Genomic DNA, 15,752 nt, shown 5'->3' on the forward strand with positions numbered 1-15,752 from the left:
TTTAATCCGTTAAGAAAAGAATAAAGCGTAAATCACCATTACGACCATGATTACAGCAAAAGCTATCCGTGTGGCTCTCAACTTTTTAGGATCGCTTAAAAACGGTCTTAATATTCCACCAGCCATCAACCATAATGAATCAACGAATGCTGCAACGAGAAAGCACCCTATCGCCGTCATCAAGTAACTTGTGATGTCACTCGAATAAGGTAATAAGAATTGTGCAAAAACCGCTAAAAATGCCGCATACGCTTTAGGGTTTAATAAATTTAGAATAAAGCCATCTTTGAAATCTGGTACTTCGATATCGCTAGCGCTTGGTAAAGCAGGAGCAGATGCAATTTTATAGGCCACAAACAAAATATATATCGCACCTAAAACCTCACATATCAACTTAGCATATGGGTAATGGTCGAATAACGTTGCTAGACCAACTGCGGCAAACGTAATAGCAACAACTAAGCCACTCAAAATCCCCATTAAAAAGGGAATACCTTTCTTGACTCCTGCAGTTGCACCAACGGCGGCCAATGCTAAAGGTGCAGGTCCCGGAGAACCCAATAACAATAAAGAAGTTACAACCAGTGAAACCCATGCTTCGAGCATTATGCTCCTCCTGCTAAATCAATAAACGAGCCCGTTACGAATGATGCTTCGTCAGATAATAACCAAGCGATCGCTTGCGCAACTTCCTCTGGTTTACCGCTTCGACCTAGTGGGAGTGTTTTACCTATGCGAATAGCTCTTTCCGACTCACCTCCATCGGCATGAATATCTGTTTCAATTAATCCTGGTCGAACACAATTTACTCGAATATTCTGCGGCGCTAACTCTAAAGACAACCCTTTCGTTAATGAATCAACCGCTCCTTTAGATGCCGCATAATCAATATATTCATTGGGTGCTCCAAGTCGTGATGCAGCAGAACCCACATTTACGATAGCACTACCATTTGTCATTGTTGCCAATGCCGCTTTGCAGCATAAGAAGTAACTGGTGACATTGTTTGAAAGAATATGATTGATACGTTGTTCAGTTAATTCAACGAGTTTGGATTGTTGTTGAAGGATACCAACGTTATTCACCAAATGAGTAACGGTTCCTAATTCGGTATTTGTGAAATCAAAAAGCTTTTTAACTTCGACTTCTTTTGAAACATCAGCTTGAAAAGATTTGGCAAAACCACCCTGATGAGAAATGGAATTAACTATGTGTTCAGCCAACTTACGGTTGTTTTTATAATTAATGCAAACTTTATAGCCTTTTTTTGCAAGTAATATTGCCGTTGCGGCACCTATTCCTCTGCTTGCTCCTGTAACCACGACAACTTTATCCATATATCTCCTTGTTGAATTGTGGGGGTGCGAATTATAACACGAACCTTAATGTTACTTTTTGTCAAAGCGATTTAAAACTCACCGACTCTCTTCGACCTTTGTCTAATTTTCAAACTCAAAGGTTTCACTACACTGAATCGACGATGGATGAAAGTTAAAGTGGGTGTGAATATGAGTTACCAAGAAGAATACCTTCAATCAATAGAGAATTCTGAAGCGTTTTGGCATCAAAAAGCGGGATTGATTGACTGGTATAAATCACCTGTTCAACCTTTATCTCAAGATGCTGAGGGATTTCATCGGTGGTACGCCGACGGTGAACTTAACACCTCTTATTTAGCACTTGATTACCATGTTTTACAAGGTCGTGGCGATCAAGATGCCATTATTTACGATTCCCCAGTAACCAATACCATCAAAAGAATTACCTATTCAGAACTCACCGAGCAAGTTGCTCGCTTTGCTGGTGCACTGCAAAATCTGGGCGTCGAAAAAGGTGATCGTATCGTCATTTATATGCCCATGGTACCAGAAGCGGCAGTTGCTATGTTGGCCTGTGCTCGTCTCGGCGCCATACATTCAGTGGTATTTGGTGGTTTCGCTCCCCACGAGTTAGCCGTTAGAATTGAAGACGCTACGCCTAAAGTCATTGTTTCAGCCTCTTGTGGTATCGAAGTAGATAAGGTTTTACCGTATAAGCCATTATTGGATGATGCTATCGAACAATCAGAGCACAAACCGTCTCATTGTGTCATTCTTCAACGTCCAGAGATTAATGCCAAGCTAATTAAAGGGCGTGATTTAGATTGGGCAGAACTGACCTTAAAAGCATCACCAGCCGCGCCTGTTGCCTTAAAAGGTACTGATCCGCTTTATATTCTTTATACTTCAGGTACAACAGGGAAACCGAAAGGCGTCGTACGTGATAATGGTGGCCATGCCGTTGCATTACGCTACTCAATGGAAACCGTTTATGGCGTTGGACCCGGTGATGTGTATTGGGCAGCCTCTGATGTTGGTTGGGTAGTCGGCCACTCATACATAGTTTATGCACCACTTTTAACCGGCTGCACGACGATTATTTATGAAGGCAAGCCTGTCAAAACACCTGATGCAGGGGCATTTTGGCGAGTGTGTGCTGAACATAACGTAAAGACAATGTTCACCGCTCCCACGGCATTTCGTGCTGTTCGCAAAGAAGATCCTGAAGCTGAGTTCTTAAAAAAATATGATCTCAGTAAGTTAGAACGTCTATATCTCGCTGGAGAACGTTTAGATCCACCAACTTACCACTGGTTACAAGAAAAAACGGGTTTACCACTCGTTGATCATTGGTGGCAAACTGAGACTGGCTGGCCTATTGCTGCTAACCCTGTTGGACTCGAAATGATGGAAACAAAACCCGGTTCAGCAACGATGCCGGTACCAGGTTTTAACATTGATATTTTGGATGAATCTGGTGAAAAACTTACGACTAACGAACAAGGTTTTGTCGCCATTCAATTGCCGTTACCACCAGGTTGCTTACCGACCATTTGGGGAGACTCTAAACGCTTTCGTCGTTCATATTTGGAACAGTTCCCTGGTTACTATGTTTCCGGTGATGGTGGTTACATCGATGATGACGGCTACTTATTCATTATGGGTAGAACCGATGATGTAATAAATGTCGCTGGCCATCGGCTTTCAACCGGAGAGATGGAAGAAATCGTTGCTTCACATTATGCCGTTGCTGAATGTGCTGTGATTGGTGTGCAAGATCAACTTAAAGGTCAATTGCCACTTGGCCTTGTCGTATTAAAAAATGGTGTCGAACTTGAACATCAAACGATTCAAAAAGAATTAGTGCAATTAGTTCGAGAGCAAATAGGTGCAATTGCTTGCTTTAGAGCAGCTCTGATTGTCGAAAGGCTCCCAAAAACACGTTCAGGTAAGATTTTACGCAAAGTGTTGAGGCAAATGGCAGATGGGCAAGAATATGTCATTCCTTCAACAATTGACGACCCAGCGATACTTGACGAGATTAAACAACAGCTACGATCCTTATAAATAGATCACCAAGTAGTCTAAATTCACTTTTTGAAATATTTGTTACAAAGTTTTGTGGATTTGGCTAGCTCTGCCCCCTCGATTCGTGGTAAAAAAATAGATTACTTATTTTAACCCTCAAGCCAGTAGCTGCCTTGAGGGTTTTCTACATCAGCTATTCATACTTAGTGAATGGCAAAAACAACAACAGAATGGGAGAACCCAAATGAAAGGTTCGAGAATCAAGCCCTTAGTTAGCGCTATCACTTTAGCGTTAGCCTTAACAGCTTGCGGTAGCGAAGAAACAGAAGATAAAGCAACACAAGGTGCAGCCAAACCTGCTAACGCTGTAGAGCAAGTTGCAGGCAAGCAGGCTGACAACCCATTCTTCAAACCATACGACACTTTCTTTGGTATGCCTGACTTTGCCAAAATCAAAGAAGAGCATTACTTACCTGCGTTCAAAGAAGGCATTAAACAGCAACGTGCTGAAATTGATGCTATTGCCAATAGCACTGATGAGCCTACATTTGCAAATACCATCGAAGCAATGGAGTTTTCAGGTGACTTAGTTTCTAAAGTTGCGAGTGTTTTTTATAACTTAACTGGCGCAGATACTACTGACAAACTTCAAGAGCTTAGCAAAGAAGTTTCGCCAATGCTTTCATCACTAAACGATGATATCTACTTAAACGATAAGCTGTTTCAGCGTGTTAAATCAGTTTACGAGCGCAGAAATGCACTTAATCTAAATACAGCACAAACTCGCCTTTTAGAGAACAGCTATAAATCGTTCACTCGTGGTGGTGCAAACCTAAACGAAGCTGATAAAGAAAAGCTGCGTGACTTAAATGCTCAAATTGGCAAGCTAAATCTTAAGTTTGGTGACAACCTACTTGCTGAAACAAATGCATTTGAAATGGTTATCGATAACAAGGAAGACCTTGCAGGTTTACCTGACGATGTAATCGCAAGTGCGGCTAACATGGCGACCAAACGCGGACATGAAGGCAAGTGGGTGTTCACTACTTCACGCCCATCTATCACGCCGTTTTTAACTTATGCTGATAACCGTGAATTACGTGAAAAGATTTACAAAGGTTATATTGAGCGTGGTAACAACGACAATGCTAATGACAACAAAGAAACATTAGCTAAAATTGCAGCGTTACGTGCAGAGCGAGCTCAATTAATGGGTTATAAAACTCATGCTGATTTCGTATTAGAAGAGCGTACAGCTAAAACTGCAGACAATGTTTATAAACTGCTAAACCGTATCTGGCCTGCTGCCTTAGCACAAGCGAAAGCTGAAGCTGCTGACATTCAAAAAATGATTGATGCAGACGGCGGCAAATTCAAAGTTGCAGCTTGGGACTGGTGGTATTACTCAGACAAAATCCGTGTTGCTAAGTACAGCTTTAACGAGCAGCAAACTCGTCCATATTTTTCATTAGAAAATACACTTAAGGGCGTGTTCTATACAGCTAACCGCCTATATGGCATCACAGTTAAAGAGCGTACTGACTTACCTAAATACAACGAAGAAGTTCGTACTTGGGAAGTTTACGACAAAAACAATGAGCTGATGGCTGTGTTCATGGGTGACTACTTCATTCGTGATAGCAAGCGTGGTGGCGCATGGATGAATTCATACCGTCAACAATACAACATGAACGGTGTTGATTCTAAACCCATCATTGTTAACGTATTGAACTACCCTCGCCCAGCTGAAGGTGAGCCAGCATTATTAACTTTTGACGAAGCGAGCACATTATTCCATGAGTTTGGTCATGCGCTGCACGGTATGCTTTCAAAAGTTAACTACCGCTCACAAGCGGGTACTTCTGTACCACGTGACTATGTTGAGTTCCCGTCTCAAGTAATGGAAAACTGGATGACTCAACCTGAAGTATTAGCTCAGTTTGCTAAGCACTACAAAACAGGTGAAGTTATTCCACAAGAGCTTGTGAACAAAATCCAAGCTGCAAGCAAATTCAACCAAGGTTTCGCAACCGTTGAGTACATGGCTGCAACGCTACTTGATTTAGATTGGCACACACTGACTGATACTAAGCCTCAAGATGCTGCTGCATTTGAAGCTGCGTCAGTTAAGAAAATGGGCTTAATTGGTGAGATTGCACCACGCTATCGCAGCACGTACTTCTCGCACATTTTTGCCGGTGGTTACAGTGCTGGTTACTACAGCTACATTTGGTCTGATATCTTAGGTGCTGATGCGTTCGAAGCATTTAAAGAAAACGGTATCTTTGATAAAGCCACAGCAGAAGCCTTTATGGGTACTGTACTTTCGCAAGGTGGCAGTGAAGATCCGATGAAGCTATACAAAGAATTCCGTGGTAAAGAAGCGGGTATTGAGCCTCTTCTTCGTAGCCGTGGCCTGTTAGCTCAGTAATTAAACTCGTTTGATGATGAGCTCTTTTATTTGAGGTGATTACGACTAATCAATCGAACCCAATAAACAAGGCTCAATCTTTATGAGTTTTATGAATCCGATACCAGACTCTCTGATATCGGATTTTTTTATGTGCCAATGATCATTTTACCATCGAGCAAAGTAGTTTCGAGATACTTTGAAAGTAATACGACAAGGCATCAGTTCTGTTGACGACGATGTGATGTACTGTTTTCATTGAAAAAGACGTATGCCTATAACAAAAAATGCCAGTCAAAATTAATGACTGGCATTTTCAATTGGAATCTCTAATGATGAGAAATCAATATTTATAGCTTGATACCAAGCTTTTTAAGATCTTTCATTGCGACTTTACTTGGAAGTGCAACATAACCATCTTTCTCAACAACTTTTTGGCCTTGTTTAGACAAAATGTAACGTAAAAATTCACGCTGCATTGGGTCTAATGCCTTATTTGGGTGCTTGTTTACATAAACGTATAAGTAACGTGAAAGTGGGTAAGTACCGTTTGCCGCATTTTCAGCTGTTGCTTCGATGTACTTCTTACCTTTCTTAGATAAGGCTACTGCTTTTACACCTGCCGTTTTATAACCAATGCCTGAGTAACCAATCGCATTTAAGGACTGTGATGCAGACTGTACTACCGAAGCAGAACCTGGTTGCTCGTTAACATTCGCTTTGAAATCACCTTTACAAAGTGCTTTCTTTTTGAAGTAGCCATAAGTACCAGAAACTGAGTTGCGGCCGTATAACTGAATGTCTTTTTGAGCCCAGTTGCCTTTTAAACCAACATCGCCCCAACGCTTAACGTCTTTACCACCACACTTGTGAGTAGAAGAGAAGATGCCATCGATTTGTTGAATGCTTAATCCCTTTACAGGGTTATCCTTGTGTACAAAAACAGCCAGAGCATCAATTGCAACACGAACAGCTGTTGGCTTATAACCATAGTGCTTTTCAAATGATTCAACTTCATTAGGCTTCATTTTACGGCTCATTGGACCAAACTGAGACGTACCTTCAGTTAGTGCTGGAGGTGCAGTTGAAGAACCTGCTGCTTGAATTTGAATGTTTACGTTTGGATAAAGTTGTTGAAACTCTTCAGCCCATAGCGTCATCATGTTCGCTAAAGTATCAGAACCAACAGAAGATAGATTACCAGAAACACCACTGCTCTTTTCGTAAGTCGGCAATTTAGGGTCGATTGCTGCTGTAGAAGCTACAGAGAATAGCCCAGCTGCAGTTAAAGTCATAGCGCCGACAAGCCTTGTCAGTTTCATTTTATGCTCCAAAGTTATGTAGAGTTATTTTCAAAACAACATCAGTATCAATTGCAACGATGACAATTCTATTTCCATTAAGTTACATTTAAATGACAATTTGACAGTTTTACTACACATTTATGTCAGTCATTCTCTCGTTTTATCCCTTTTAAAAACAAAAAAGCCCTGAATGAAATCAGAGCCTTATAAGATGTGTTGATTTTATCATTCAATCAAATGAGTGGGAATGACAAAGCTAAATGTGCTCCCTTTGCCTAATTCACTTTCTACAGAAAGCTCACTATGATGATGGCTCAGAGCATGCTTGACGATAGACAGTCCGAGCCCAGTCCCTCCACTCTTTCTTGAACGAGCATCATCCACCCGATAAAAACGTTCAGTCAAACGAGCGATATGCTGAGGAGCAATACCATATCCAGTATCTTGCACGCTAAACTCTGCACCTGTTGAAACAAGTCGCCATGCAACGGTGATTGTGCCACCTTCATCAGTATATCGTATTGCGTTAGAAACAAGGTTACTACAGGCACTTCTGAGTTGAAGCTCATCGCCGTGAGGGTTAATAGCGTCATCACAGTCAAACTTCAAAATATAATTGCCTTGAGCAAGTGCCTCTGCTTCTTCTTTTAGCGTTTTCATTAACTTAGACATCGAAATAGTATGCTTAAGGTCAATATCCACAGCATCTTCAATACGCGACAGAACTAACAATTGCTCCACCATAGACTTCATCCGCTTTGATTGCTGCTGCATCAAACTGAGGGCATGATGATTCATATCCCCTTCTGGAATGGTGTCTTGCATCATCTCTAGATAGCCTTGCAAAACAGTCAGTGGCGTTTTTAATTCATGAGATACATTCGCAACAAACTCTCTTCTCATGCCTTCCAATTGTCGGATTCTTGAAATATCACGGGCTATTAACATTAGCTGCCGATCTCCGTACCCCATTAATCTAATCTCAAGTAAATGAGAATCTGAAGCAGGGGAAGGTAGTTCAAGTGGCTCATCAAACTTTGCTTTTCTTAAGTAAGACGAAAAATCTGGATGCCTGATTAAGTTATTAATTCGTTGTCCGTTATCTTGAGGCCAAACTAAACCCAAGCTTAGTTGTGCAAGTTTATTGCACCAAACGATATTTAATTCAGAGTCGAGTACGACTGCAGCATCAGGTAAAGCTTCAGCGCCCTGTCGAAATCGAGCTAAGAGGGAAGCTAGTTGTCCGACTCTTCGACGGTTCTTTCCCTGAAGACGGTAGATACCATTGAAAATGCCCTCCCACGTTCCACTACCTTGAGGTGGCGTAAGCCTTCTATCCAGCCATAACCAATAATTTAAACGAGATAGTTGGCGATAATTCCAAAAAAGTAAGATTAAGCTACCGATAAGTAGAGATAAAGTGATGTGATCAATCAGGACGCCGACTAACAGAAATACCAAAAAAAATACCACTAAACGGGTAACTAATCGATATCCTGAATAAGATTCGTACATATAAAGTTCTCGAAATGTTTCAAGAAAAGTTAAAGACTATTCAGCCATGTTAAATTGAATAATCTTTAATGAAAATACATTTTTTAATTGTTTTTACAAACGTGCCGAAAAGCGATATCCAGCACCACGGACGGTTTGAATTAAGCGATCATGTCCAGAAGGTTCAACCGCCTTTCTCAAACGTCGAATGTGCACATCAACCGTTCGATCTTCTACATACACATTTGTGCCCCAAACGTTATCTAAGAGCTGCTCTCTACTATAAACACGCTCAGGGTGAGTCATAAAGAAGTGTAGTAATCTAAACTCTGTCGGCCCCATATCCAGAACTTGCTCACCAACACTGACTCTGTGGCTAATTGGGTCTAACATTAAGCCTTGCACATCAATCGACTCTTCTAAACGTGTAGGTGCCGTTCGTCTTAACACTGCTTTTATACGTGCAACCAGCTCTTTAGGAGAGAAAGGCTTTGTGATGTAATCGTCAGCACCGACTTCAAGTCCTTTAACTTTGTCTTCCTCTTCACCACGAGCTGTTAGCATAATGATTGGTGTTTGACGGGTAAATTCATCTTGCTTCAAATGCTTGGCAAATTGAATCCCACTTCCTCCTGGAAACATCCAATCTAACAATACTAGATCTGGGTAGGGTTCTTGAATTGATGATACCGCTGAATCATAATCTTCAGCTGCTATTGTGGTGAAGCCGTGTTGCTCAAGAACAAAGGTTAACATTTCCCTGATTGCGAGCTCATCTTCGACGATCAAAATCCTTGCTGTCATTTCTCGTTCTCTATCATTGAGTTGATTTGGTTATATCTTATTAAAAGAAACAAATATGACACTATTATTAAAAAGCTTACTGATTTGTTTCATTTTTATTCAATTTTTATGAAACACAGTTTTTTCAGCGTTAACTTAAAGCAAAAAACAATGGCTAGATACAAAAAGAGGCCTTTCGGCCTCTATTCTATGTTCGGTTAGAACTTATGTTCAATACCAACACCATAGTAATTGTTATCTACACTTTCACCTTCATATTGACGAGTGGTATAAAATGCAAACACTTTAGTCGGCTTAGCTAGCTTATAATCTGCACCAACAGACCATGAATCACCTTTGTCTTCCATATCTTGACGTTGTAATTTCAAGGTTGTCTTATCAATAGTGTATGCAGCACTTAGAACATAACCGTTTGTGCTTTCACTTCCTACCTTGATAGACTCTTGCTGCTGGAACATACCACCAAGCTTTAACGCACCGATTTTACCTTGAACCGTAGCACGAAGAACATCATAACCAGCAACGTCTGAGTCATATGCTACAGATGCAAACACTTTTGATTTCTTTAGTTTCGAATCACCGTACATTGCAGTAACGCCGAAACCGTCGCCTTCATACATGTAAGTTGTGTCGTCTTTTACATAAGTAGCTTTTTGCTTACTGTCACCTTCGGCTACATAAGTCGCACCAAATTTAAAGCCAGAAAAGCTAGGCGTATAATAAGTCACAGTTTGAGCTAAACGGTTATCACCTTTGAACAGCTTTTTAATATCGCCATCTAAGTCGTTAAATAAATCTATTTTACCTTGTGATTTCTTAGTTACCGTATCGTTACGGCCAACCATAACTGTACCAAAACCGCCTCTTAAACCTATAAATTGATTACGAGCTTCAAAATTATCTTTGTCATCAGAACTCACGTCCACTTCATATTCAATTGTATAGAAAGCTTCAAGGTCATTACCTAAATCATAAGAGCCTTTGACACCTAGACGTGAAGCATTACTTTGAATTTTAGTTTCGTCTGCTGAAGAGGTATCAATCTTTTGAGCGGTAACATTCAATTTACCGTATACACTAACTACGTCATCAGCAAACGCTGATGCAGAAAATAGGGATACTACTGCTGAAGCCAAAAGGGTTTTGTTTAGCGCCTTCATTTTTATTTCCTTGTGATGACGATTTCATCTGATTACATCGTTTAGATGCGGCAATTTTGCAATGTTTATGTTTCAGTTTTATTGCAAAGTAGAAATATTATATTCTTATTAGTGAAACAAAACATTCATTGAAGATACATTTAATTGTTAAAAAACATGTATTGAGTAAATCAAAATTAAATTATCCTAAAGGTCGCTTATTTGAGGTAGAATTCATTTTTTATAAGTTAGAGTCTGAATTTCTATGTGGTTTAAAAACCTAACAATTTATCGCTTCAACAAGCCTTTTTCTGTTGATACAGAACAACTTGAGTCTTCTCTCGAAGCTTTCACATTTAGTCCATGTTCAAGCCAGGACATCAGTAAGGTTGGTTTCTCAAATGCACTTGGAAAATTAGGGCAAACACTTGTTCATTCTGCGAACGGTAACCACTTAATTTCGATCACAAAAGAAGAAAAGCTTCTGCCTGCACAGGTTATTAAAGAAGCTTTAGAAGATAAAGTTGCCCAGCTAGAAGATCAAGAAAACCGCAAAATCACCAAAAAAGAAAAAGACTCGATGAAAGATGAGATCATCATGACGCTATTACCGCGTGCATTTTCTCGTCGCAGTCAAGTTCGAGCATTAATTTTGTCTCAACAAAACCTCGTTCTAGTGGATTCCTCAAGTGCAACTAAAGCTGAAGAGTTATTAGCATTACTCAGAAAAGCCTTGGGAAGCTTACCTGTCGTTCCTTTAAGCTTCACTCAACCTATTGAAAATACGTTAACGAACTGGTTAACCGAAAGCTCAGTACCTGCCGCATTTGAAGCACAAGATGAAGCAGAGCTTAAATCCGCTTCTGATGAGGGCGGAATTGTACGCTTCAAACAACAAGAGTTATTTGAAGAAGAAGTCCTTGCACACTTAGAAACAGGAAAGCAAGTTCATAAATTAGCGTTACATTTCGGAAATTCGATTTCATTCGTTTTACAATCTGATGCAAGCATGAAACGCTTAAAGTTCTCAGAAGAGTTTAGAGCGAATAATGACGATATCGGCAATGAAGATCCGCTCGCTAAAATGGATGCTGATTTTGCTTTGATGTGTGGTGAGTTATCGGCTTTGTTAGATTCATCAATTCAAGCACTAGGCGGTATAGAGGAAAGCTAATATCTTAAAGCTTACTCTTTCTCTATTTGGGCCAAAAACATTCAGTTTCTGGTCCAAAACTCTGTTCCAAAGTCGATCGGACTTTCATGCTCCTAATAGATGACTATATTTTATGTGTGCTTTTCATTAAATTCTGATTTATATTTCAATTAATCGTTAAAAATATACAAAGTAAGTATAGGGCAGGAGCTTTATTTAAATGAGGTCCTTTTTTACACTAAAAACTAAATACATTGTCCTCACTTTACTGTGTTGTATCTCTTATTATGTTTTCACTGTGACACTCCCACTTGGCATTATGCAAGATATGCTGACGGACATCGTTTTGGTAATGCTTCTTTATTGCTTACTCAGAATCTTTTTAAGAATGCCAATCAGAGTGCTCGCTTTAATTGCACTTGGTTTATCACTTTCTATTGAGTTAGCCCAATTTTTACAATATTTAAGTCTCATTGAAATTCAAGAGTCACCATTAGCTTGGGCGATTACCACAAATCATTACCAACCGGTGGAACTGCTTGCCTATCTATTTGGTTACCTTCTCATCATTTTCACCGCCTATATCGAAGCCCAATATAAACTCTGGAAAAAATACAGATCAAACTTAGATAGCTGAAATTAAAACTCAGTTTTCATTAGCTAGGAAGATTTTTAATTTTTTTTGCCCCAATGTCTCGTGGTATCATAACGTGATAAATATCACAAAATTACTCTTTACCTTACAATTTCATAAAGTCTAAAGGAGGCTCAATGCAAGCCCTCGTTGCTGTCGTTATGGGGTCAAAAAGTGACTGGCCCACTATGCAAGCTGCCACTGAGATCATGGACAAACTTCAAGTTCCTTATCATGTTGAAGTCGTATCTGCTCACCGCACTCCCGAAAAACTCATGAGTTTTGCTGAAACTGCTGCTAATAAAGGTTTTCAAGTGATCATTGGTGGTGCGGGTGGTGCTGCGCATTTGCCAGGAATGATCGCATCTAAAACTCGCTTACCTGTTTTAGGTGTTCCAGTGCAGAGTAAGGCGCTCTCGGGCATGGATAGTTTGTTATCGATTGTTCAAATGCCTAAAGGTGTTGCTGTAGGTACTTTAGCAATAGGCACTGCTGGTGCATTCAATGCGGGTCTATTGGCTTGCCAAATGTTAGCCAACAATGACGCAGAACTTGCTGCTCGAATTGAGTTATTCCGTAAAGAGCAAACAGAGTCTATTCTTGAAAATCCAGATCCAAGGGTATAACGATGACCTATAAACAACCTAAGCTTTGGGTTCTAGGGAATGGACAACTTGGAGCCATGATGTCCCATGCAGCTCAACCTCTTGCAATTGAAGTTGAAACTGTTGATATTGTGAATCCTGATGACAGAGTTTTGCCAATTGAGCCAAACGACATTATCACAGCTGAACGCGAGCAATGGCCTGAATCAGAATTAAGTCTTCAACTCAGTGAGCATAAAAACTTTATTAATGGCAGTGTCTTTTCAATTCTCGCTGACAGATATACTCAAAAAAGTTTACTCGACAAGCTCTCTGTACCAACATCACCTTGGTTTTTAGTTGATGATGAACTTACTGAAGCGAAGCTTCATAATAATTTGGGTGAACGAGTGCTTCTTAAACGCCGAACAGGTGGTTATGACGGTCGTGGTCAGCATTGGTTAAAGCAGCAAGAAAACACTACCATTCCTGCGGATTGGCGTAATGAAGCCATCGCTGAGAAAGGAATTAATTTCGATGAAGAAATCTCTTTAGTTGGTACACGTAAAAAAGATGGTACTTGCATTTTTTACCCACTAACATTAAACCTCCATCAAAACGGTATTCTTATTGTTTCCATAGCCAATTTAGACCGTCTATCTCACCTTCAAGCACAAGCCGAAAAAATGCTTTCTAGCATTATGAATGAGCTAGACTACGTTGGTGTTATGGCAATGGAATGCTTCAGAGTAGGTGACGATCTTCTTGTTAATGAGCTAGCCCCTAGAGTGCATAACTCTGGTCACTGGACTCAAGCAGGATGTCACATCAGCCAGTTTGAATTACACGTTCGTACTTTGTATGACCTACCAATCCCAAGTTTAAACAGTGCATTCCCAAGTGCGATGGTAAATTTGATCGGTACTGAATACGACAGTAACTGGTTAACATTACCCAACTCTGAACTGTACTGGTATAACAAAAGTGTGCGCCCGGGCCGCAAGTTAGGTCACTTAAATCTTTCAACCTCAAATCATGAAGTGTTAAAAGCAGACATTCAAAACTTGATGGGTTGGCTACCTGAGCACTACGCAGAACCATTAAACTGGTTAAAAGAAGAGTTAAAGATATAGCATAAAGTTTCAGATAACTTAGACAATAAAGCACTTACATTTTTTGTGGGTGCTTTATATTTCATCTTCATCATTCAATAACCTAAGTCAAAATATCCCTATAGCACTTTCATGTTAAGCAGAGTAAAATATCGCTGTGCACTGATTTCTTAATAATTTATTTCATTTATTTGGTTGAATATAGAAGTCTTAAGCTAGCAGTTATTGAATTTAAATGGATGTTTTGAGTTGAAACAAAAAGATAACCTAAAAAGTAACCGAATTGATCGTTTAGAAATTCGGTATCATCTAATATTACTTTTACTACCGATTTTATTGATCACGGTCAGCTTTTATTTTCTTGCTCCCTTAGGTGAACACAACGTCATTGCAATTAGCTTAACCTGCTTAATCTACACGATAGGATACAGCCTAACTTATTATCTGCATCAAGGACGCCTCAACAGACTATGGCTTCACCTTGAGCATGTCATCAATATTAATGAAACTACGTACGAATTAGTCAGCTTATCCAATCAATATAAAAACCAACATGCGTTTTTAGATGCTTTACTCAAAAAAGCAGTAACCAGTATTAACGGTGCAGAGATGGGCAGCATCATTTTATACGATCCAGATACTCAAAAAATGCGTTATGAAGCTTCGCTGGGAATGAATAACAGCTTGTTAAAAAAGGTCAGCTTTGAGCTTAAAGACTCTTTTCAGTTTCGCCTCACAAATGGCAAATGCGACCGAGTTGTAGTAATCAACGATATGGGGCTCACAAATGCGAATAGCGGGCTAAATAAAGAAGACCAACAAACTCTTCTTTCAGCTTCTTCTGCCCCTATTCATTCAACGCTTTCTACACCGATTCATATCGATGGCCAACTCTATGCCATGCTTAACTTAGACAGCAGCAGAATCAATGCTTTTAATGACTTTGACAGTAACCTTGTTGCTATTTTGACTCAAGAAGCTTGCAATGCCATTAGCCTGTTTCAGAAGAGTTTAGAGATCTATAAATTAGCCAATTTTGACCAGCAAACCATGTTGAGTAATCGACAACATTTTGATCAGCTTCTCAAACATTGGCGGTTCAAGCCGCATTTACCGTCATTTATCATTGTTATGGATATGGATAACCTTAAAAACATTAATGATAGCTTAGGACACCAAGCTGGTGACACAGCGATTTTAGCACTTGCAAACGCGTTAAAAGAAAAGTGGCAGAATGAAAGTTTAATTGGCCGCTTTGGTGGGGATGAGTTTGTGGTAGTAACCTATGGACCGCTTACTAAAATTAAGTTCGAATTAGAGCAGCTTCAAAAAGATTTGATTCAAGGCGTTGGGGTTCAATTCAGTTATGGCATCGCAGCATTTAAACAAGATTGGCAAAGCGCATTTAAAGATGCTGACTCGGAGATGTATTTGCAGAAACGTGCTAAAAAGAATTCGTTAAAACACGAAATGTATGATCAAGGTATCTATAGCTAAAGAATAAAGGCAGTTAAGTCGGTAGTTACATATCAAGCCCGAAAACTAATGCAACTGTTTCATAGGCTTAAACAAGTTTTAACTTTAGTTTGTTAGCTTTATATGCTACTTCTAGATTAACCCCGTCCTCAGCCAAGATAACGTGACGGTAAGAATTACATTTTCCATGATGCCTATAAGTATGTAAAAAACGGGTTAAACGTTTTTAATATATCGTAATCAAAGCGTTGTTGAACGAACAATTCTAAACAAGAGTGGGCTAAATTCATTCAGA

General features: G+C 39.8%; 13 protein-coding genes. 7 read left to right on the forward strand and 6 right to left on the reverse strand.

Translation table 11 applies throughout. The annotated features are described in order from the left end of the window. Positions 1 to 9 precede the first annotated feature (9 nt). Positions 10 to 606, reverse strand: a complete 597-nt coding sequence (locus AC1EU2_RS01425; protein WP_480296204.1) for a LysE family translocator — start codon at positions 604 to 606, stop codon at positions 10 to 12. After that, positions 606 to 1,337: an SDR family oxidoreductase gene (locus tag AC1EU2_RS01430; protein ID WP_480296206.1), complete on the reverse strand. Its 732-nt coding sequence runs from the start codon at positions 1,335 to 1,337 to the stop codon at positions 606 to 608. The genes AC1EU2_RS01425 and AC1EU2_RS01430 overlap by 1 nt, the downstream gene beginning before the upstream one ends. Before the next feature lie 171 nt (positions 1,338 to 1,508). On the opposite strand from AC1EU2_RS01430, the gene AC1EU2_RS01435 reads away from it, so the two are divergent. Continuing rightward, positions 1,509 to 3,386 carry a propionyl-CoA synthetase gene (locus AC1EU2_RS01435; RefSeq protein WP_480296207.1) on the forward strand — a complete coding sequence of 626 codons (1,878 nt, stop codon included), beginning with the start codon at positions 1,509 to 1,511 and terminating at the stop codon, positions 3,384 to 3,386. Between the two features lie 205 nt (positions 3,387 to 3,591). Further along, entirely contained in the window at positions 3,592 to 5,778 is a 2,187-nt protein-coding gene (locus AC1EU2_RS01440) for a M3 family metallopeptidase (protein WP_480296208.1), read from the forward strand. Positions 5,779 to 6,107: 329 nt separating this feature from the next. On the opposite strand, the gene AC1EU2_RS01445 is transcribed toward AC1EU2_RS01440, so the two are convergent. From AC1EU2_RS01445 to AC1EU2_RS01460, 4 genes are all read right to left on the reverse strand, one after another. Further along, positions 6,108 to 7,079, reverse strand: a complete 972-nt coding sequence (locus tag AC1EU2_RS01445; RefSeq protein ID WP_480296209.1) for a PstS family phosphate ABC transporter substrate-binding protein — start codon at positions 7,077 to 7,079, stop codon at positions 6,108 to 6,110. Positions 7,080 to 7,286: 207 nt separating this feature from the next. Continuing rightward, positions 7,287 to 8,576 carry a phosphate regulon sensor histidine kinase PhoR gene (gene phoR / locus AC1EU2_RS01450; protein ID WP_480296210.1) on the reverse strand — a complete coding sequence of 430 codons (1,290 nt, stop codon included), beginning with the start codon at positions 8,574 to 8,576 and terminating at the stop codon, positions 7,287 to 7,289. A gap of 93 nt (positions 8,577 to 8,669) precedes the next feature. Further along, positions 8,670 to 9,359, reverse strand: a complete 690-nt coding sequence (gene phoB / locus AC1EU2_RS01455; protein ID WP_480296211.1) for a phosphate regulon transcriptional regulator PhoB — start codon at positions 9,357 to 9,359, stop codon at positions 8,670 to 8,672. A gap of 197 nt (positions 9,360 to 9,556) precedes the next feature. Beyond that, positions 9,557 to 10,519 carry a porin gene (locus AC1EU2_RS01460; RefSeq protein WP_480296213.1) on the reverse strand — a complete coding sequence of 321 codons (963 nt, stop codon included), beginning with the start codon at positions 10,517 to 10,519 and terminating at the stop codon, positions 9,557 to 9,559. Between the two features lie 244 nt (positions 10,520 to 10,763). Between AC1EU2_RS01460 and rdgC the strand changes: the two genes are divergently transcribed. The 5 genes from rdgC (at position 10,764) to AC1EU2_RS01485 (ending at position 15,478) form a co-directional block, all read left to right on the forward strand. Further along, complete coding sequence (gene rdgC / locus AC1EU2_RS01465) at positions 10,764 to 11,672, forward strand: recombination-associated protein RdgC (protein WP_480296214.1); 909 nt, start codon at positions 10,764 to 10,766, stop codon at positions 11,670 to 11,672. Positions 11,673 to 11,949: 277 nt separating this feature from the next. Continuing rightward, positions 11,950 to 12,288: a DUF2809 domain-containing protein gene (locus tag AC1EU2_RS01470; protein ID WP_480296216.1), complete on the forward strand. Its 339-nt coding sequence runs from the start codon at positions 11,950 to 11,952 to the stop codon at positions 12,286 to 12,288. Positions 12,289 to 12,422: 134 nt separating this feature from the next. After that, a complete protein-coding gene (gene purE, locus AC1EU2_RS01475; RefSeq protein ID WP_480296218.1) occupies positions 12,423 to 12,911 on the forward strand; it encodes a 5-(carboxyamino)imidazole ribonucleotide mutase in 489 nt (162 codons plus the stop codon). Continuing rightward, the gene (purK, locus tag AC1EU2_RS01480) at positions 12,908 to 14,002 is read left to right on the forward strand and encodes a 5-(carboxyamino)imidazole ribonucleotide synthase (protein ID WP_480297055.1); all 1,095 of its coding nucleotides are present in this window, start codon (positions 12,908 to 12,910) and stop codon (positions 14,000 to 14,002) included. The genes purE and purK overlap by 4 nt, the downstream gene beginning before the upstream one ends. A 228-nt stretch (positions 14,003 to 14,230) precedes the next feature. Next, entirely contained in the window at positions 14,231 to 15,478 is a 1,248-nt protein-coding gene (locus AC1EU2_RS01485; protein ID WP_480296219.1) for a sensor domain-containing diguanylate cyclase, read from the forward strand. Positions 15,479 to 15,752 lie beyond the last annotated feature (274 nt).

The sequence above is a fragment of the Parashewanella sp. 2304DJ23-3 genome, assembly GCF_056591695.1.

Coding starts and splice junctions, on each gene's coding strand:
- phoB (WP_480296211.1), bottom strand. CDS start 9,359: ATGACAGCAAGGATTTTGATCGTCGAAGATGAGCTCGCAATCAGGGAA.
- phoR (WP_480296210.1), bottom strand. CDS start 8,576: ATGTACGAATCTTATTCAGGATATCGATTAGTTACCCGTTTAGTGGTA.
- rdgC (WP_480296214.1), top strand. CDS start 10,764: ATGTGGTTTAAAAACCTAACAATTTATCGCTTCAACAAGCCTTTTTCT.
- purE (WP_480296218.1), top strand. CDS start 12,423: ATGCAAGCCCTCGTTGCTGTCGTTATGGGGTCAAAAAGTGACTGGCCC.
- AC1EU2_RS01435 (WP_480296207.1), top strand. CDS start 1,509: ATGAGTTACCAAGAAGAATACCTTCAATCAATAGAGAATTCTGAAGCG.
- AC1EU2_RS01440 (WP_480296208.1), top strand. CDS start 3,592: ATGAAAGGTTCGAGAATCAAGCCCTTAGTTAGCGCTATCACTTTAGCG.
- AC1EU2_RS01430 (WP_480296206.1), bottom strand. CDS start 1,337: ATGGATAAAGTTGTCGTGGTTACAGGAGCAAGCAGAGGAATAGGTGCC.
- AC1EU2_RS01425 (WP_480296204.1), bottom strand. CDS start 606: ATGCTCGAAGCATGGGTTTCACTGGTTGTAACTTCTTTATTGTTATTG.
- AC1EU2_RS01460 (WP_480296213.1), bottom strand. CDS start 10,519: ATGAAGGCGCTAAACAAAACCCTTTTGGCTTCAGCAGTAGTATCCCTA.
- AC1EU2_RS01445 (WP_480296209.1), bottom strand. CDS start 7,079: ATGAAACTGACAAGGCTTGTCGGCGCTATGACTTTAACTGCAGCTGGG.